At 58.3% G+C, this 18,569-nt stretch carries 20 protein-coding genes; 8 read left to right on the top strand and 12 right to left on the bottom strand.

The genetic code is table 11. The annotated features are described in order from the left end of the window. Positions 1–12: 12 nt before the first annotated feature. The 3 genes from hda to AC1RP7_RS19700 all read right to left on the bottom strand — a co-directional run bounded on the left by hda (position 13) and on the right by AC1RP7_RS19700 (position 3,116). A complete protein-coding gene (gene hda, locus AC1RP7_RS19710) occupies positions 13–717 on the bottom strand; it encodes a DnaA regulatory inactivator Hda (protein ID WP_007984552.1) in 705 nt (234 codons plus the stop codon). Positions 718–947: 230 nt separating this feature from the next. Further along, the gene (locus AC1RP7_RS19705) at positions 948–2,021 is read right to left on the bottom strand and encodes an AI-2E family transporter (protein WP_090453906.1); all 1,074 of its coding nucleotides are present in this window, start codon (positions 2,019–2,021) and stop codon (positions 948–950) included. Between the two features lie 36 nt (positions 2,022–2,057). Then, positions 2,058–3,116 carry a DUF2066 domain-containing protein gene (locus AC1RP7_RS19700; RefSeq protein ID WP_493181711.1) on the bottom strand — a complete coding sequence of 353 codons (1,059 nt, stop codon included), beginning with the start codon at positions 3,114–3,116 and terminating at the stop codon, positions 2,058–2,060. A 383-nt stretch (positions 3,117–3,499) separates the two neighbouring features. Here AC1RP7_RS19700 and purM point away from each other — a divergent pair, with 383 nt between their 5' ends. The 5 genes from purM (at position 3,500) to AC1RP7_RS19675 (ending at position 7,472) form a co-directional block, all read left to right on the top strand. Further along, complete coding sequence (gene purM, locus AC1RP7_RS19695) at positions 3,500–4,558, top strand: phosphoribosylformylglycinamidine cyclo-ligase (protein ID WP_090457782.1); 1,059 nt, start codon at positions 3,500–3,502, stop codon at positions 4,556–4,558. After that, positions 4,558–5,208, top strand: a complete 651-nt coding sequence (gene purN / locus AC1RP7_RS19690) for a phosphoribosylglycinamide formyltransferase (protein ID WP_493181709.1) — start codon at positions 4,558–4,560, stop codon at positions 5,206–5,208. The genes purM and purN overlap by 1 nt, the downstream gene beginning before the upstream one ends. 8 nt (positions 5,209–5,216) lie before the next feature. Then, a complete protein-coding gene (locus AC1RP7_RS19685; RefSeq protein ID WP_057715817.1) occupies positions 5,217–5,930 on the top strand; it encodes a DUF3108 domain-containing protein in 714 nt (237 codons plus the stop codon). A gap of 202 nt (positions 5,931–6,132) precedes the next feature. Further along, positions 6,133–6,549 carry an OsmC family protein gene (locus AC1RP7_RS19680; RefSeq protein WP_349735946.1) on the top strand — a complete coding sequence of 139 codons (417 nt, stop codon included), beginning with the start codon at positions 6,133–6,135 and terminating at the stop codon, positions 6,547–6,549. Between the two features lie 62 nt (positions 6,550–6,611). Further along, positions 6,612–7,472, top strand: coding sequence for a pirin family protein (locus AC1RP7_RS19675; protein WP_057715819.1), 861 nt, complete (start codon positions 6,612–6,614; stop codon positions 7,470–7,472). 284 nt (positions 7,473–7,756) lie between these two features. On the opposite strand, the gene AC1RP7_RS19670 is transcribed toward AC1RP7_RS19675, so the two are convergent. The 4 genes from AC1RP7_RS19670 to AC1RP7_RS19655 form a co-directional block, all read right to left on the bottom strand. Then, positions 7,757–8,485 carry a dienelactone hydrolase family protein gene (locus AC1RP7_RS19670; protein WP_489340034.1) on the bottom strand — a complete coding sequence of 243 codons (729 nt, stop codon included), beginning with the start codon at positions 8,483–8,485 and terminating at the stop codon, positions 7,757–7,759. Between the two features lie 67 nt (positions 8,486–8,552). Beyond that, positions 8,553–10,457 carry a molecular chaperone HtpG gene (gene htpG / locus AC1RP7_RS19665; RefSeq protein WP_218497158.1) on the bottom strand — a complete coding sequence of 635 codons (1,905 nt, stop codon included), beginning with the start codon at positions 10,455–10,457 and terminating at the stop codon, positions 8,553–8,555. Positions 10,458–10,538: 81 nt separating this feature from the next. Further along, complete coding sequence (locus tag AC1RP7_RS19660; protein WP_057715821.1) at positions 10,539–10,991, bottom strand: PaaI family thioesterase; 453 nt, start codon at positions 10,989–10,991, stop codon at positions 10,539–10,541. Beyond that, positions 10,988–11,464 carry a PaaI family thioesterase gene (locus AC1RP7_RS19655; RefSeq protein WP_057715822.1) on the bottom strand — a complete coding sequence of 159 codons (477 nt, stop codon included), beginning with the start codon at positions 11,462–11,464 and terminating at the stop codon, positions 10,988–10,990. The genes AC1RP7_RS19660 and AC1RP7_RS19655 overlap by 4 nt, the downstream gene beginning before the upstream one ends. A gap of 158 nt (positions 11,465–11,622) precedes the next feature. Here AC1RP7_RS19655 and AC1RP7_RS19650 point away from each other — a divergent pair, with 158 nt between their 5' ends. After that, complete coding sequence (locus AC1RP7_RS19650) at positions 11,623–11,886, top strand: hypothetical protein (protein ID WP_090457778.1); 264 nt, start codon at positions 11,623–11,625, stop codon at positions 11,884–11,886. 66 nt (positions 11,887–11,952) lie between these two features. Here the strand turns inward: AC1RP7_RS19650 and AC1RP7_RS19645 are convergent, their stop codons facing one another. Both AC1RP7_RS19645 and AC1RP7_RS19640 read right to left on the bottom strand, forming a co-directional pair. Further along, the gene (locus AC1RP7_RS19645) at positions 11,953–12,354 is read right to left on the bottom strand and encodes an MAPEG family protein (protein WP_057715823.1); all 402 of its coding nucleotides are present in this window, start codon (positions 12,352–12,354) and stop codon (positions 11,953–11,955) included. Next, complete coding sequence (locus AC1RP7_RS19640) at positions 12,354–13,091, bottom strand: DUF599 domain-containing protein (RefSeq protein ID WP_090453895.1); 738 nt, start codon at positions 13,089–13,091, stop codon at positions 12,354–12,356. The genes AC1RP7_RS19645 and AC1RP7_RS19640 overlap by 1 nt, the downstream gene beginning before the upstream one ends. Here AC1RP7_RS19640 and AC1RP7_RS19635 point away from each other — a divergent pair. Both AC1RP7_RS19635 and AC1RP7_RS19630 read left to right on the top strand, forming a co-directional pair. Next, positions 13,081–13,299 (top strand): hypothetical protein, encoded by a 219-nt coding sequence (locus tag AC1RP7_RS19635; protein WP_349735942.1) that lies wholly within the window; start codon positions 13,081–13,083, stop codon positions 13,297–13,299. The genes AC1RP7_RS19640 and AC1RP7_RS19635 overlap by 11 nt on opposite strands. A gap of 138 nt (positions 13,300–13,437) precedes the next feature. Continuing rightward, positions 13,438–14,676: an NHL repeat-containing protein gene (locus AC1RP7_RS19630; RefSeq protein WP_493181706.1), complete on the top strand. Its 1,239-nt coding sequence runs from the start codon at positions 13,438–13,440 to the stop codon at positions 14,674–14,676. 92 nt (positions 14,677–14,768) lie between these two features. Here AC1RP7_RS19630 and brnQ read toward each other — a convergent pair whose 3' ends face one another. From brnQ to sucC, 3 genes are all read right to left on the bottom strand, one after another. Then, the gene (gene brnQ / locus AC1RP7_RS19625) at positions 14,769–16,082 is read right to left on the bottom strand and encodes a branched-chain amino acid transport system II carrier protein (protein WP_057715825.1); all 1,314 of its coding nucleotides are present in this window, start codon (positions 16,080–16,082) and stop codon (positions 14,769–14,771) included. Positions 16,083–16,484: 402 nt separating this feature from the next. After that, positions 16,485–17,366, bottom strand: coding sequence for a succinate--CoA ligase subunit alpha (gene sucD, locus AC1RP7_RS19620; protein ID WP_007919877.1), 882 nt, complete (start codon positions 17,364–17,366; stop codon positions 16,485–16,487). Continuing rightward, entirely contained in the window at positions 17,366–18,532 is a 1,167-nt protein-coding gene (sucC, locus tag AC1RP7_RS19615) for an ADP-forming succinate--CoA ligase subunit beta (RefSeq protein ID WP_007919879.1), read from the bottom strand. The genes sucD and sucC overlap by 1 nt, the downstream gene beginning before the upstream one ends. Between the last annotated feature and the right edge of the window lie 37 nt (positions 18,533–18,569).

Raw genomic sequence — 18,569 nt, 5'->3', positions numbered from 1 at the left:
GTTTCAGCGGGTTTACCAGCCGAGGGTTTCTTTCAAAAACGGGATTGTCAGCTTGCGCTGAGCCTGGAGGGAGGCCTGGTCGAGGCGCTCGAGCAACTCGAACAGCGCACTCATGCTGCGGGTACCGCGAGTCAGAATGAAATGCCCGACTTCATCGGTCAGATGCAGACCGCGACGGGATGCGCGCAATTGCAGGGCACGCAGTTTGTCCTCATCGGACAGCGGACGCATCTGGAAGATCAAGGCCAAGGTCAGGCGGGATTTGAGATCCGCCAGCTTCACCGGCAACTCCCGAGGGGATGTCGACGCGGCAATCAGCAAGCGCCGACCGCTGTCGCGCAAGCGATTGAACAGATGAAACAGCGCCTCTTCCCAATCTGCTCGTCCGGCGACCACCTGCAAATCATCCAGACAGACCAGCTCGTACTGTTCGAGGTTGTCGAGGATTTCAATGCCGCGATCGAGCAGCTCGGCCAACGGTAGATACACCGCCGGCTCGCCCAATTGCTCGAAGCGCAGGCAGGCGGCCTGCAACAGGTGCGTACGCCCTACCCCGTCCTTGCCCCAAAGGTAGATCAGGCTTTCGGTCCAGCCGGCGTCGGCTTCGCACAGCCGCTCGACATAGCCGAGTGCAGCGGCATTGGCGCCTGGGTAGTAGTTGATAAAGGTGGCGTCGTCACGCAGACGCACACCTAGGGGCAGCTGAATCGGTTTCATGCTGACTGAACAGTTCCAAAGGAACCGTTAGTGGCCTCTGTGTAAAGTTTGCGAAGTTTATACCCGTGAAGCGGACCGCACAATGCGACAGACCACAAGCAAAATCAAAGGTTTGCGTTAATGCATTGGTTTTGTGACAGATTCTTTGGCGGTGCATGTGACAGTCGGGCGACGCCAGCAGGCTGATCCGGTACGAACCCGGGCAGCCCGCCATCGGCTATCGATGGCCCTTACACCTGCGGCTCGTCGGCCCTCCCGTAGATATCAGAATCCTTATACAAATCATGCACATGACGCACCAGCACCATGATCACCGCGGCGACCGGCAAAGCCAGCAGCACACCGGTAAAGCCAAACAGCTCACCACCGGCCAGGATCGAGAAAATCACCGCCACCGGGTGCAGGCCAATCCGGTCACCGACCAGCAACGGCGTCAGCACCATACCCTCCAGCGCCTGGCCGACCATGAACACCGCGACAATGCCGAGCATTGGATAAAGATCACCACCGAACTGGAACAGCCCCGCAAGCAGCGCCGCGCCAATGCCGATGATAAACCCCATGTACGGCACGATCGCCGCCAGACCGGCAATCAGGCCAATCAGCAGACCCAGTTCCAACCCGACCAGCATCAGGCCTGCTGCGTAGATCACACCCAAGGCCACCATCACCAGCAACTGTCCGCGCACGAACGCTCCGAGCACTTCATGGCATTCACCCGCCAGCGACACCGCGCGCGCTTCACGATCACGGGGCAGCAGGCTGCGGACCTTGGCCATCATCAGGTCCCAATCCCGCAACAAGTAGAAGCTCACCACCGGAATCAACACCAGGTTCGCCAGCCAGCCGATCAACGCCAGTCCCGAGGCCGTGGCATGACTCAGCACCACACCGACAACATCAGTGGTCTGACTCATATGCTCGCTGATGGCGGCCTTGAGCTTGTCAAACTTCCAGAAACCGTCCGACAGGCCGAACTTCGATTGCGCCCAGGGCAACGCCGTGTGCTGCAGCCAGTCGAGCATTTGCGGGGCCAGCTCATACAAACGAAACAACTGCCTGGCGAGCAACGGCACCAACACCAGCAGCAGCGCGGTGAAGATCAATGTAAACAGGGTAAACACCGCCACGACACCCCAGGTTCTGGACAAGCCTGCCTTCTCCAGCCGATCCACCAGCGGGTCGAACAGGTAGGCCAACAGCAGCGCCACCAGGAACGGCGTCAGGATCGGATGCAACAACCAGACAAACACACACAGCAGGACCACCCCGCCGAGCCAGAACCAACGCCGCGTATCGGCCATGAACCACTCCATTGCTTCTATATAAAGAAAGAAAAACTACCAGCGAAAACGTAGCTGCGGGATCGGGGCCGGTGCGGCGGCTGGCACCGGGCTGCCGGTGGTTGGCTGAACGGGCGCTACCGGGGCCGGGACCGGGGCCTGACCCGCCGGCGCCTCCTGCAGTCTGGCCAGCGACAGTTGCGCACGCAACTGATCGACGCTGCCATTGACCCGATAAAGAATCCGGTCACCGTCGACACTGCGCACACGCCCGCCAAACGGTTCCAGCAATCGTCCGAGCGACGCGTAGCGCTCAAGATTCATGCCTTGCACTTCCAGCAATTGCTCACTCGAAGCACCCGGCTTGGCGACAAACCGCGGCGCCAGGCGCTCGTTGACAGCCAGCATCACCGCATCGGCCACGGCGGCCTGATCGGCGCCCTGCACACTGCCGGCCTCTTTTTTATCCCCCAGCCACAATTGCCACTTGGCTTGCCATTGCCCGCCCTCTTCCCTGGCGTGTACGGCAAGCAGGGCGTCGGCATTGTAGCGTTCCGATGCCGCATGCAAAGGTGCGGGATCTGCGCCCTCCAGGTTCGGCGCGGTTGCGACGATCTGTTCGTTCAGGTCCGCCAATGGCAAGCGCAATGGCAAGCCCCGATGCTGGGCAGCCCGACGCAGCGGCGCCGCGCTGGCCTGGCCGTCGCCCACCAGGCTTGAACCCTCGGTGGAATCATTCAACCACCAGCCGAGGATCGACGGCCGATTGGCCCCCCACATGGCCAGGCCGGCGCGGCGCAAGGCCTGCTCGGTGGTACCCGGATCGAAATCGACCTTCAGGACTTCCGGTGGGCCGGCCTCAAAGCCATATTGGCTGATGATCTGTTGCGGGTCTTTGCGAATCGCTGCCAACCCCGGACTTTGGGCGGCCTTGGGGTCGCCGGTCAGGCGCAATACCAATGTGTCCAACGCACGCTGAGTCGCCTGGTCGCGCTCCTCGGGGGACTGGCCATTCACCGGCTCGCGCACCAGGTACAGCCCTTTGACGGTTTCGGCTTGACTGACCAGGCTGACCACTGACAAACAACTCACAAGCAAGAATTTACAAAAACGCATGGAGGATTCCTGACGACAAGAGCGGCTGGAGCAGACCGCATGAAGACGATCGAGCAAGACTGTGACCGTTGCCCGACGCAAAACATTCACACGTTCCGGGTAAGTTTTCGCACTGTCATAACGATAGACGGTTAATGCGATACCTTATACAGCCATGCAGGATGCCACCGACACCGCGCATTAACGGTTTTTTTGAACGGATATGGCCCTGCTGTCGGCCTGAGGATGGCCGCTGCGGCTCAAGCCTGATAAAATCGCGCGCCTTCGCAGACCGGCAACAGCCGGGCACCCTGAAATTCGTGCATGGCCCTCGCCTTCGCCTGTTTCGGCGGTCCCGATGGACTCGGTCGTTACCCAGAAATCCCCCCCTAAAGGCCTGGATCATGAGCAAGCAACCCTCCCTGAGCTACAAGGACGCCGGTGTAGACATCGACGCCGGTGAAGCATTGGTCGAACGCATCAAGAGCGTCGCCAAGCGCACTGCGCGCCCGGAAGTCATGGGCGGCCTGGGCGGTTTCGGCGCCCTCTGCGAAATCCCGGCCGGCTACAAGCAGCCTGTGCTGGTTTCCGGTACTGACGGCGTCGGCACCAAGCTGCGCCTGGCACTGAATCTGAACAAGCACGACAGCATCGGCATCGACCTGGTTGCCATGTGCGTCAACGACCTGGTGGTGTGCGGTGCCGAGCCGCTGTTCTTCCTGGACTACTACGCTACCGGCAAACTGAACGTCGACACCGCTGCCCAGGTTGTGACCGGCATCGGCGCAGGCTGCGAACTGTCGGGCTGCTCGCTGGTTGGCGGCGAAACCGCTGAAATGCCGGGCATGTACGAAGGTGAAGACTACGACCTGGCCGGTTTCTGCGTCGGCGTCGTGGAAAAATCCGAAATCATCGACGGTTCCAAGGTTGCTGCCGGCGATGCCCTGCTCGCCCTGCCGTCTTCCGGCCCGCACTCCAACGGCTACTCGCTGATCCGCAAGATCATCGAAGTATCCGGCGCCGACATCGAGAACATCCAGCTCGACGGCAAGCCGCTGACCGACCTGCTGATGGCCCCGACCCGTATCTACGTGAAGCCGCTGCTCAAGCTGATCAAGGAAACCGGCGCTGTCAAAGCCATGGCCCACATCACTGGCGGCGGTCTGCTGGACAACATCCCGCGCGTTCTGCCAAAAGGCGCTCAAGCCGTGGTTGACGTGGCAAGCTGGAACCGCCCGGCAGTGTTCGACTGGCTGCAAGAGAAAGGCAACGTTGACGAGAACGAAATGCACCGCGTGCTGAACTGCGGCGTGGGCATGGTCATCTGCGTGGCTCAGGAGCACGTTGAAGCCGCCCTGAACGTTCTGCGCGAAGCGGGCGAGCAGCCTTGGGTCATCGGCCAGATCTCCACCGCTGCCGAAGGTGCGGCTCAGGTTGAACTGAAGAACCTCAAGGCTCACTGATGCCTAAGACCTGTGATGTCGTGGTGCTGTTGTCCGGCACCGGCAGTAACTTGCAGGCCCTGATCGACAGCACGCGGACCGGCGACAGCCCGGTCCGCGTCGCTGCGGTGATTTCCAACCGCGCCGACGCCTACGGCCTGCAACGCGCCAGGGACGCGGGTATCGACACCCGCGCCCTGGATCACAAGGCTTTCGAAGGTCGCGAGGCCTTCGACGCCGCGCTGATCGAACTGATCGACGCCTTCAATCCCAAACTCGTGGTACTCGCCGGATTCATGCGCATTCTCAGCGCTGGTTTCGTACGCCACTATCAGGGTCGCCTGCTCAATATCCATCCCTCGCTGCTACCCAAATACAAAGGGTTACACACCCATGAGCGCGCGCTGGAGGCTGGCGACACCGAGCACGGCTGCTCCGTGCACTTCGTCACCGAGGAACTCGATGGCGGACCACTGGTCGTACAAGCTGTAATACCGGTAGAGTTACAGGATTCGCCGCAGAGTCTGGCGCAGCGGGTCCATGTTCAGGAACACCTGATCTACCCGATGGCCGTACGCTGGTTTGCCGAAGGTCGTCTAGCCCTCGGCGAGCAAGGTGCTTTACTGGATGGACAGTTACTCGCGGCCAGCGGCCACTTGATTCGAAACTAGGAGATTTTATGCGTCGCGCCCTGCTCTTCGCTTGCGCTCTGCTCGCCTTGCCCTTCGCCCAGGCGGCAGACCTTCAACCTTTCTCCGCCAGCTACACCGCCGACTGGAAACAGCTGCCCATGAGTGGCACTGCCGAGCGCAGCCTGACCAAGGAAGCCAACGGCGTCTGGAAGCTCAGCTTCAAGGCTTCGATGATGATCGCCAGCCTGTCCGAAGAAAGCACCCTGACCGTGGACAAGGATACCTTGCTGCCCCAGTCCTACCACTTCGAGCGTGGCGGCCTGGGCAAAGCCAAGAAAGCCGACCTGGATTTCGACTGGGCCGCGAAAAAGGTCACCGGCACCGATCGTGGTGACGCGGTCGATATTCCGCTGAACCGCGGCATGGTCGACAAATCCACCTATCAACTGGCGCTGCAACATGACGTGGCTGCCGGCAAAAAGAGCATGAGCTATCAGGTTGTCGATGATGGCGAAGTCGATACCTATGACTTCCGTGTGCTGGGCTCGGAAAAAGTCGACACCAAGGCTGGCCAGATCGATGCGATCAAGGTCGAGCGCGTACGCGATCCGACGCAAAGCAAGCGCATCACCGTGCTGTGGTTCGCCAAGGATTGGGACTACCTGCTGGTCCGCCTGCAACAGGTCGAAACCGACGGCAAGGAATACAACATCATGCTCCTGGACGGCACGGTCAACGGCAAGCCAGTCAAAGGCAGCTGATCCGGATCGAGACCAGTAGGAGCGAGCTTGCTCGCGATGGACTTTAACGATGACTCGCCCTGGCGGATACACGCAGTGCCAGTGAGATTATCGCAAGCAAGCTCGCTCCTACAGATTGGAACACCCGACAAACGCGATGGCTCTATACCCTCAAGGTCATTTTTTGATCGAATGAGTTTTCCTGTCGCCTGCGAGGTTTGCCATGACTGTTACCGTCAACACCGTTTCTGCCGAAGGTTTGCGCCACAGCGTCCAGATCGATGACCACGAACTCTTCGCCGACGCGCCCGCCACGGCTGGCGGAGAGGGTTCGGCGCCGGAGCCACACGATTATTTCGATGCCGCGCTGGGTGCCTGCAAAGCCCTGACCCTGAAGCTGTATGCCAGGAAGAAAGACATCCCGCTGACCGGTGTCGGCGTCGAGGTCAAGCGCGACAACAGCCTGGAACAGAAAGGCCAGTACGTGCTGCACGTCAAGCTGACCCTCAAGGGCGTACTCACCGACGCCCAGCGCGATGAACTGCACCGTGTGGCCGATCGCTGCCCGATCCACAAGCTGATGACCACCTCTGAAGTCAGCATCGAAACGCATTTGTCCGAAGGCGCGTTCAGCCAATAGCGGCAAGGGTTGCCCAAGCGGGTTATGCTCGAACGCATTACCCGCTCAGCCTGGAACGCACCATGAACACTCCGCTCGTGATCCGCCCCCGCACCGAAGATGTCGAGGGCCAGCCGATTCTCCGCCCGCTGCCATCGGCCAAGTGCCGCAGCGTCGGGCCATTCGTGTTTTTCGACCACATGCTGGAAACCCGTTATCCACCGGGCAAAGGCATGAACATTCGCCAGCATCCACACATTGGCCTGTCCACCCTCACCTACTTGTTCCAGGGGCAGATCCAGCACAAGGACAGCCTTGGTTCCGATCAAGTGGTCGGGACTGGCGACGTCAGCTGGATGACGGCCGGCAGCGCCATCGCCCACGTCGAACGCACGCCCGAAGCCCTGAAGGAAAGCGGCTTCACGATGCACGGTTTGCAGATCTGGCTGGCTTCACCCAAGGATAAAGAACAAGGTCCGGGGCATTACAGCCACCATCCAGCGTCCACATTGCCGGTCAGCGAAAACCTGGGGGTGAAGATTCGCATGATTGCCGGGTCAGGCTTTTGCCTGGAATCGCCAGTGCCAGTGCTTTCTCCTACGCTGTACGCGGAACTGCACCTGCAAACGGCGACGACATTGCTGATTCCCACCGAGCATGAAGAACGCGCGCTGTATGTGTTGAGCGGCGAAGTACAACTCGATGGCGAGCCAATAGAGCCGTACTCGCTGGTGGTACTGCCTGCGGGGGAAGAGATGACACTGTTTGCCGAAAGCGACAGTCACGCCGTGTTGTTCGGCGGTGCTCCGCTGGACGGGCCACGGCGGATCAACTGGAATTTTGTCGCGAGCGATCCGGCGGCGATTGATGAAGCACGCCGGCGTTGGGCAGCCGGGGATTGGCCGACGGTGCCCGGGGAAGTTGAGCGAATCGAACTGCCCTGAAACTTTCAGCACCCGTTATGCCGCCATCGCGAGCAAGCTCGCTCCCACAGTTGACCGTGCCGGCCGCAAGAATTGTGTACGACACATTTCCCCTGTGGGAGTGAGAGGTTCGAATTGCCCTGAAAACTTCAGCGCCAGTTATGCCGCCATCGCGAGCAAGCTCGCTCCCACAGTTGACCGTGTCGGCCGCAAGAATTGTGTACGACACCATTCCCCTGTGGGAGCGAGCTTGCTCGCGATGGGGCCGGCGAAGACACCGGCCCAATCCAGGCTGAAAACAGCTATCAGCCCTTGAACACTTCATCCAGCAAGTTATGCATCGACGTAAACGCCCGGGCAGCCACCTTGGCGTCATACATCATCATGCCCGGCACATTGGCGTGCGGGTCGGTGAACGAGTGGAACGCACCGCCATAGCTCAGCAACTGCCAATCCACACCCGCCGCGTTCATTTCGTCTTCGAACGCCGGCAACTGCTCCTTCGGCACCAATGGATCGGATGCGCCATGCAGCACCAGGACCTTACCCTTGATGTTTTTCGCATCAGCCGGATTCGGTGTGTCCAGCGTGCCGTGGAACGACACCGCTGCCTTCACCGGCGCGCCGGTACGGGCAAACTCCAGGGCGCAGCAACCGCCGAAGCAGAAACCGAAAGTGGCCAGTTTCGAAGTATCGACAGCCACTTCACCCTGGCTTTGCAGCTGCTCGAACGCCACCTGCATGCGCTTGCGCAGCAATGGGCGGTCATTCTTCAACGGCATCATGGCCGCGCCGGCCTCGTCATTGTTCGTCGGTCGAACCGATTGACCGTAAAGGTCTGCGATCAGTACCACATAACCCTTGGATGCCACCGACTTGGCGATCTCCTCGGCACCGGCGCTGACGCCCATCCAGTTCGGCGCCATCAACAAGCCCGGGCGCGGGCCTTTATGGTCGGCATCGAAGGCCAGACGGCTTTCGTAAGCCTGGCCGTCAATCTGATAGGCAACGGAACGTACAGTGATTTGGCTCATTTCTGACTCCTGATGTTTTAGCACCGAAATGAAAAAACCCGCCGAAGCGGGTTTTTCTACAACACCGTCAGGCCGATAGCTCGACCAACAGCTTGTTCAGACGGCGCACATAGGCCGCCGGGTCTTTCAAGCTGTCGCCGGCCGCCAGGGCCGCCTGATCGAAGAGGATGTGCGAGAGGTCGCCGAAGCGCTCGTCGCTCTGCTCGTTGTCGAGCTTCTCGATCAGCGGGTGAGCCGGGTTGAATTCGAAGATCGGCTTCGAATCCGGAACCTTCTGACCGCTGGCTTCCAGGATCTGGCGCATCTGCAAGCCCAGGTCCTGCTCACCGATGGCCAGGATTGCCGGGGAGTCGGTCAGGCGATGGGAAACCCGCACTTCAGCAACGGACTCGCCCAATGCGGTTTTCAGACGCTCGACCAGACCTTCTTTGGCCTTGGCGACTTCTTCCGCGGCCTTCTTGTCCTCTTCCGAGTCCAGGTTGCCCAGGTCCAGGTCACCGCGCGCTACGTCGACAAAGCTCTTGCCGTCGAAGTCGCTGAGGTAGCTCATCAGCCACTCGTCGATACGGTCGGTCAGCAGCAGCACTTCGATGCCTTTCTTGCGGAAGACTTCCAGGTGCGGGCTGTTCTTGACCTGGGCGTAGGTTTCGCCGGTCAGGTAGTAGATCTTGTCCTGACCTTCCTTGGCGCGCGCCAGGTACTCGGCCAGGCCGACAACCTGCTCGCCATCGTCGCCGTGGGTCGATGCGAAACGCAGCAGACCGGCGATTTTTTCCTTGTTGGCGAAATCTTCTGCCGGGCCTTCTTTCATGACCTGACCGAAGTTTTTCCAGAAGCCCTTGTATTGCTCAGGCTCGTTCTTCGCCAGTTTTTCCAGCATGTCCAGGACGCGCTTGGTCAGCGCCGACTTCATCGAGTCGATGATCGGGTCTTTCTGCAGGATTTCCCGCGACACGTTCAGCGACAGGTCGTTGGAGTCGACCACGCCCTTGATGAAGCGCAGGTACAGCGGCAGGAAGGACTCGGCCTGATCCATGACGAACACGCGCTGCACGTACAGCTTCAGGCCTTTCGGCGCCTCACGCTGGTACAGGTCGAACGGCGCACGGGTCGGCACGTACAGCAATGAGCTGTATTCGAGCTTGCCTTCGACCTTGTTGTGGCTCCAGCTCAGCGGATTTTCGAAATCGTGAGCGATGTGCTTGTAGAACTCCTGGTATTCCTCGTCCTTGATATCGGTACGCGGACGGGTCCACAGGGCGCTGGCGCGGTTGACGGTTTCCCACTCAACGGCCGGCTGCTCTTCACCTTCGGCAGCGGCCACTTCTTTCGGCAGCTCGATCGGCAAGGCGATGTGATCGGAGTACTTCTTGATGATGTTGCGCAGACGCCAGCCATCGGCGAACTCGTCTTCACCGGACTTCAGGTGCAGGACGATGCGAGTGCCGCGCTCAGCCTTGTCGACGGTTGCGACTTCGAAATCGCCTTCGCCTTTGGACGACCAATGCACGCCTTCGCTGGCCGGGCTGCCGGCGCGACGGCTGAACACATCGACTTTGTCGGCGACGATGAAGGCGGAGTAGAAACCAACGCCAAACTGGCCGATCAGGTGCGAGTCTTTCTTCTGGTCGCCGGTCAGGTGCTTCATGAAATCGGCAGTGCCGGACTTGGCGATGGTACCCAGGTGGGTGATCGCGTCTTCGCGGCTCATGCCAATACCGTTGTCTTCGAGGGTGACGGTTTTAGCGTCCTTGTCGAAGCTCACGCGGATTTTCAGTTCGGCGCCACCTTCCAGCAGCTCTGGCTTGGCCAGGGCTTCGAAACGTAACTTGTCGACAGCGTCAGAGGCGTTCGAGATCAATTCGCGAAGGAAAATTTCCTTGTTGGAATACAGCGAATGGATCATGAGATGCAGCAGCTGCTTCACCTCGGTCTGGAAGCCCAGGGTTTCCTTTTGAGTTTCCACACTCATGGTCATCAAACTCCAATCAGATGGCATAAGCCGCGACCTTGAGGATCGACGGCGGGTTGTCCTCAGAGTTTGGGGCTGAGTTCAGGATTTCAAGGGCTCTTCGAGTTTGAAATGTGCACGGGCCGTGGCAATGGGCTCGGCTTCGGTGCTTTGCCAGGCGGTAATCGCCACATTGGCGACCCGGCGACCCTGGCGCCAAACCTGGCATCGGGCCCAGGTATCGCGAAACTGTCCGGCTCGCAGGTAATCCAGGGAGAAGTCGATGATCTTCGGCACCCCGGGCGTTCCGGTAAACACCAACAGGTGCAGCGCCGCGGCCAATTCCATGAAACCGGCGATCACACCGCCATGAATCGCCGGCAACAAGGGGTTACCGATGTTGTCCTGGTTCGCTGGCAGCTTGAACAGCAACTCATCTCCCACCCGGGAACATTCGACGCCGATCAGCCGGGCATAGGGAATCAAATCCAGCAGCGAGGCGTAATCGCCCTGCTCGTGGGCCTTTTGCAACTGATCTTTCAGCGACTCGCTCATTGCGCACCTCCGGCAACCGCGCCACCAAAGCCCTTGGTGCCTTTGATGTTCTTGCCCATGCGCATGAAAGTGCCCATCACATGGGCAATGGGTTGCCCGGGGTCATCCTGATAGGCGAAGCCACGGGCAAAAATCACGTCGGTGGTGACCCGATAGCACTGGGCAAAGCCGTAGACATCCTTATGTGGTTCGGCGGCGTGCATGTAGTCGATGCGCAGATCCAGGGTCGGGCAGACTTCGAATTCCGGGAGCACGCAGAGTGTCGCCATGCCACAGGCGGTGTCCATCAGCGAAGTCAGCGCTCCGCCATGAATCACGCCGGTTTCGGGATTGCCGACGATCTGCGGGCTGTACGGCAGCACAATCGTCAGCCCTTCGTTGCTGGCGCTGTGAACGCTTAGTCCAAGTACCTGGCAATGTCGCAGCGCCGACAGAAAGCGCTTTGCACGCTCAAAAACGGGGTTTTCAGTCATTTGATAAAAACTCTTGTTTATGTCTGTACAGTGCGGTGGCGGTCCGGGTAAAAGTTCCACACTAGAACAAACTTATATATCTGAAAAAATTAAGGAACTTAACCCTGATGCGTGGGCTCTTAATGCCAGTAGATGCTTTTCATCAGGAGAAACACCCCATGCGTAAGACTTTAGCTATTGCCTTGATGTTGACCGCTTCCCTCGGTCTCGCTGCCTGCGATAAAAAATCCGAGGACAAAGCTCAAGATGCGACCAAACATGCCGAGCAAGCTCAGCAGGACATGAACAAAGCTCAGGATAAAGTGAACGACGCTGCGAAAGAAAACGCCGAAGCTGCCAAAGCTCAGGCCGAATCGAACGCAGAAGCGGCAAAAGAGGCCGCTCCAGCCGCTCCGGCCGCTCCAGAAGCACCTAAGAACTAATACGGTTTTTAGAGTGGCAAAAGAAAACCCGCCAAGTGCGGGTTTTCTTTTGCCTTGAAAAAATGGTTAGAGCAAAATCGTTCGAAAAGTCGGACTAATCATCAACAACAGCGAACAGATCAATCCCACCAGCCAAACCAGACTGCGCTGCCAGGCCAGATCCTTCCAGTAACACACCAGGTAAATAACCCGTGTGATCACGAATATGATCGCCAGGCAGTCGATCAGCCAGCCCGCCGTCTGCGTGGTATGCGCCATCAACACACCCACCGCGAACAATATGAACGCTTCGAAACTGTTCTGATGCGCCGCCACCGCCCGGGCTCCCAGACCTGTGAGTTGCATCTGCTGTTGGCGCGGCAGGTGGTTATCGTAACCACCCTGCTCTTTCATGGCCCTGGTCACGGGCATTCGCGCCAGATAAATCAACACCGCACTGATAAACACGCACCAGAATGGAATACTCATCAAGCTGCCTCTTTAATTGCCTCCGGCAACGGCGCCTCTGTAGGGGTATAGACCATCACATCAAGAACGTCGGAATGAAACTCGCGGCGGTACAAAACAAACACGACGCCGGCACTCATCAACATGAACAGCCACGGGCTGACAAACCAGGCCAGCATGGTCATGCCGAAGTAGTAGGAACGCAGCCCGAAGTTGAACTGGTTGGCGGCCATGGAGATGACGCGGGCCGCACGGGAAGCGAATGCTTTGCGCTCTTGCTCCGATACATGGCGCTCGCCGACCATCGGTGCCGAGCCCACCAGTACCGCCGCAAAGTTGTATTGGCGCATGCACCAGCTGAACGTAAAGAACGCATAGACAAACACCAGCGCCAGGCACAGCAACTTGATTTCCGACATTCCCTGGGACGCCTGTTGCACCATCGGGATATCCGCCAACAACGATACCGCCCGTTCCGAAGCCCCCAATACCGTGAGAATACCGGCCAGGATAATCAATGTACTGGAGGCGAAGAACGACGCATTGCGCTCCAGATTGCCGATCACGCTGGCATCGGCGATGCGGTTGTCGCGCAGCAGCATGCGGCGCATCCAGTCTTCACGATACAGGTGCAGCACACTGGCCAGGCACGCGGTGTCACGGCCTTTCCATGTGGCATAGCGGGTGTACCCGCCCCAGCAGATAACGAACCAGACGGCGGCAAGAATGTGGATCAGGTTGGCTTGGATGAACGACATGCAGGTCCTTGTGTTTGGACTTAAGAAAAAAGCTGTGGCTGCGCAAATTCAACGAACGATTCTTCCACGCAGTGCTCAAGTGCAGTTTCGACGGGATTCGGAGAAAAAAGACACGCCGCCTATTCACAATAATTCCATCGACAGCCACATGCTCAAGCAGGCGCGAAACGAAGACTGCAGCGTGTGCTTGTGCTGCCTCGATACTTAAAAACTATGAACTAGAACAGCTTAATAGCTGTCATTTTTGACAGCTATTAATGCGGCTTGTGTGGCAGTAATTTGAGAGAACATTTCGCAGGAATCAGCCTGACGGAAATTCACTCCATTTACGCAGCGAGACTTGATCATGTCCCACAGCACAATTGATCCAAGCAAACAGGGCTTTGACCCTGATTTCGCGAATCGTGGCATGTTTTATGAATTTGCCCAAGGCAGTTCACCCATGAAAATTTTGGGAAGAACCACCGGCGGGAAAATCCTGCTCGCGGGGTCTGCGTTGCCGGAAGTCGCAGGCAAGCCGCTGTCTCAATTTCAGCTTGTTCAACTCCTTGAAGATGGGACTCCGGACCCTGATTTTGGAACCAGCGGTTTTGTGGTGGGTGGTTTTAAGGAAAATCATCACGCATATACAGACGGAGCGAATCTGCTGAAGGACGGCAAGATCCTGCTGATAGGTACGCACTGGGGCGCGTTGAATCAATTGGCGTTTGCCAGATTCCTAGCGGATGGTTCACTAGACCAGACGTTTGGAGATGGGGGCGTTTACATTACTCCAATCCCAAGCGCCTCAGGCGCCCCCCCAACCACTCGCCAGAGCAGCCGCAATGCCCTTAGCCTCCCAACAGCAATAGGACCAAACGGTGAAATCATCACCGCAAGCGGATTACGGGTGCGCAGGTACACCAGCGACGGAAAAGAGGATATGCGTTTTGATACCCAGCTCCGTTCGATCAACGCTGTAGGAGTATCGGCAACCGGAAAAATTACTGTCGCCGGTGTCAATCGTCAACGCCAGGGGGTAATTGCTCGTTTCAAAGCAAACGGCACCCCAGACAATACTTTTGGAGATAACGGTTACTTAGCTTTCAGCGTTTTCAAAGGACGTGATGCCGGAACGGTTGTCAATTGCATGGTGTTACGTGATGACGACAGCATTTTTGTTGCAGGAATTGCGGACCCAGACATTTTCACTCCAGACGGAGCTACCGAAAGAGGAATGCTGGCTGCGTTCAATAGCAATGGTAGCCCTAATCTAGTGTTCAACGACGGCAAGCCAGTCGTCACTGAACTCCCTTCCGGTCAATCCTGCCGGTGGAAGGACATCTATCACTCTCTGCCAGACCGACTCGTCGTCGTAGGTTCAACAGGCACGCATGGTAGCGAAAGCAGCCTGATCGCGCGCTATAAAACATCCGGGGAGACCGATTCCTCATTTGGCAACAATGGACATCGGGTAACGGATATCAGCTCCGACCGCGAAGAGTGGCTGTCGGTATTGGTACAGCCCAACAACAAAATCCTGGTGTCGGGCGATTGCACGATCAAAACAGATCCTGCAACGGTAGTCCGCTACCAAGAGACATAAATCACCCATTAGCCATTAAAAATGCCCCGTATCGATTGATACGGGGCATTTCTGTTTTGTTCACAGGCCCGCTTGTGACGGGCCGGTAAAGCTTAAGCCAGCGCTTCTTCGCGCTTGCCCAGCATACGGTCACAGACCACGGCGACAACAAGAGTCATAACCGATGGCACCAGCCAGGCCAGGCCCTGCTCGCTAAGCGGCAGGTGGGCCATTTGTGTCGGCATCCAGTCCGCCAGGCCGGCCCCCTTCAGGGCATCGATCAGGCCGAAGATGAACGACACCAGCATCACCGGGCCGAGGATACGACCCTGCTCATGCCAGAAGTCCTTGCAGAAGCTCAACGCCACCAGAACGATGCACGGCGGGTAGATCGCGGTCAGTACCGGGATCGAGAACGCAATCAGCTTGGTCAGGCCCAGGTTGGACACCAGCAGCGAGAACGCCGCCAGGATGATCACCAGTGTCTTGTAAGACAACGGCACCACACGGCTGAAGTACTCGGCGCAGGCACAGGTCAGGCCGACCGCGGTCACCAGGCACGCCAGGGAGATCAGCACGGCAAGGAAACCACTGCCCAGCGAACCAAAGGTGTGCTGCACGTAAGCGTGCAATACCGCCGCGCCATTGGTAGCGCCAGCGGCCACTTCATGGCTGCCCGAACCGAGACGGAACAGGCTGACATACACCAGCGCCAGACCCACGCCAGCGATGAGCCCGGCGATGATCGCATAACGGGTGATCAGTGCTGGCGACTCGACGCCGCGGGAACGGATGGCGTTGACGATGACGATGCCGAACACCAGGGCGCCCAGGGTATCCATGGTCAGGTAACCATTGATGAAGCCTTGGGAAAACGGTGCTGCAACGTATTCAGGGGTTGCATGGCCAATGTCACCGGCCGGCAAGGCGAATGCTGCAATGCCCAGCACGGCCAGGGCGATGATCTTCAACGGCGCGAGGAAGCGCCCTACGGTATCCAGCAAACGGCCCGGATACAGCGAGATGAAGAACACCAGCAGGAAGTAAACCGAGCTGTACAGGAACAGCGCCAGCGGGCTCTCGCCGGTCAGGGGCGCCAGGCCCACCTCGAAGGATACCGTCGCGGTACGTGGCGTCGCGAACAGCGGGCCAACAGCGAGGTAGCAAGCCGCTGCCAGCAGGCCACCGGCCACTTTACCGATCGGGCTGCTCAAGGCATCCATTGCTCCGCCGACCTTGGCCAGCGCCACGACGGTGATCACCGGCAGACCAACTGCGGTGACCAGGAAACCCAGCGCCGCCATCCAGACATTGGGCCCGGACTGTAAACCGACGATAGGTGGGAAGATGATGTTGCCAGCCCCGACGAACAGGGCAAACGTCATAAAACCAAGTGCCAGGATGTCCTGGCCTTTCAACACTTTCATTAAGGAAATACCACACTACTGAATCGGAATTTAGAGAGGGATTTCCCTATGGGTGAGGGAAATGCTGTCAGTCCGTATAAGACCGACCCTTTTAGCGCGTTGCGCGCCTTGTGGGCCGCAGACGCAAAAATGGCGCATAGACTAACGAATTTGACCGATAAACGCACTGTTAGAGGGCGAACTATCCGATATACGACATCTTTGTGTCGCGTTTCTGCATGTTGATAGATGTCGCCTGTAAGTCCGCCATCGCGAGCAAGCTCGCTCCCACAGTTGACCGCGTTCCAATGTGGGAGCGAGCTTGCTCGCGATGGCGTCCGCACTGTCAACGCAAACCCCGGAAACGACAAAGGCCACCCGAAGGTGGCCTTTGTTTGGTGAAGCGTCAGCTAAGCGCGAGGCTTACTTGACAGCCCAACCAGTCAGCTCGGCCAGGGCCTTGCCGATGTCTGCCAGCGAACGCACGGTTTTAACGCCTGCGTCTTGCAGAGCAGCGAATTTCTCGTCTGCAGTGCCTTTGCCGCCAGAGATGATTGCGCCAGCATGGCCCATGCGCTTGCCCGGAGGAGCAGTCACACCAGCGATGTAGGATACAACCGGCTTGGTCACGTGTGCCTTGATGTAGGCAGCCGCTTCTTCTTCAGCCGAACCGCCGATCTCACCGATCATCACGATCGCTTCGGTCTTCGGGTCTTCCTGGAACAGCTTCAGGATGTCGATGAAGTTCGAACCCGGGATCGGGTCACCACCGATGCCGACGCAAGTCGACTGACCGAAACCGGCGTCAGTAGTCTGCTTCACAGCTTCGTAGGTCAGGGTGCCGGAACGGGAAACGATACCGACCTTGCCTGGCAAGTGAATGTGACCTGGCATGATGCCGATCTTGCATTCGCCTGGGGTGATCACGCCTGGGCAGTTAGGGCCGATCAGGACTACGCCCAGCTCGTCGCACTTAACTTTAGCGTCCAGCATGTCCAGGGTAGGAATGCCTTCGGTGATGCACACGATCAGCTTGATGCCGCCGAAAGCAGCTTCCAGGATCGAATCTTTGCAGAAAGGAGCCGGAACGTAGATCACGCTGGCGGTGGCGCCAGTGGCAGCTACAGCGTCTTTAACGGTGTTGAACACTGGCAGACCCAGGTGCTCGGTGCCGCCTTTGCCTGGAGTTACACCACCAACCATCTTGGTGCCGTACTCGATGGCTTGCTGGGTGTGGAAACTACCTTGCGAACCGGTAATACCCTGGCAGATAACTTTGGTGTCTTTATTGATCAGGACGCTCATTATTTGCCCTCCGCAGCTTTGACAACTTGTTGAGCAGCGTCGGTCAGGCTGGTAGCAGCGATGATGTTCAAACCGCTTTCTGCCAGTACTTTAGCGCCCAGCTCAGCGTTGTTGCCTTCAAGGCGAACAACAACCGGGATTTTCACGCCGACTTCTTTCACTGCACCGATGATGCCTTCGGCAATCATGTCGCAGCGAACGATGCCGCCGAAGATGTTGACCAGTACTGCAGCGACGTTGGTGTCGGACAGAATGATCTTGAACGCTTCGGTAACGCGTTCCTTGGTAGCACCGCCGCCCACGTCGAGGAAGTTGGCTGGTTTGCCGCCATGCAGGTTGACGATGTCCATGGTACCCATGGCCAGGCCAGCACCGTTGACCATGCAACCGATGTTGCCTTCCAGCGCTACGTAGTTCAGTTCGAACTTGGCAGCGTGCGCTTCGCGCGGATCGTCCTGCGACGGATCGTGGAAAGTCTTCAGCTTAGGCTGACGGTACATGGCGTTGGCGTCGATGTTGATCTTGGCGTCCAGGCAGTGCAGATCGCCGTCAGCCTTGATCACCAGCGGGTTCACTTCCAGCAGGGCCAGGTCGTGATCCTTGAACAGTTTGGCCAGACCTACGAAGATCTTGGCGAACTGGGCAACTTGCTTGCCTTCCAGACCCAACTGGAATGCCAGCTCGCGACCCTGGAATGGCTGAGCGCCAACCAGTGGATCGATAGTGGCTTTCAGAATTTTTTCTGGAGTGTCGTGAGCGATTTTCTCGATGTCCACGCCACCTTCGGTGGAAGCCATGAACACGATACGACGGCTCGAACGGTCAACGACAGCGCCCAGGTACAGCTCTTTAGCGATATCAGTGCACGATTCAACCAGGATCTTGGTGACTGGCTGACCATTGGCGTCAGTCTGGTAAGTCACCAGACGCTTGCCCAGCCACTGCTGTGCGAAGGCTTTGGCGTCTTCTTTGCTGCGAACCAGCTTTACGCCGCCCGCTTTACCGCGACCACCGGCGTGGACCTGGGCTTTGACAACCCACTCGCTGCCGCCGATTTTGTCGCAAGCTTCTGCTGCTGCTTCCGGGGTGTCTACCGCGTAACCGGTGGAAACTGGCAGGCCGTACTCAGCGAACAGCTGCTTACCCTGATACTCGTGAAGATTCATGCTTATTACCGTCTTCGTTAGGTACTGCGCATTCGGT

It is taken from the genome of Pseudomonas sp. GW822-FHT01E03, assembly GCF_058802985.1.
This window is presented reverse-complemented; position numbering and strand designations above follow the sequence as displayed.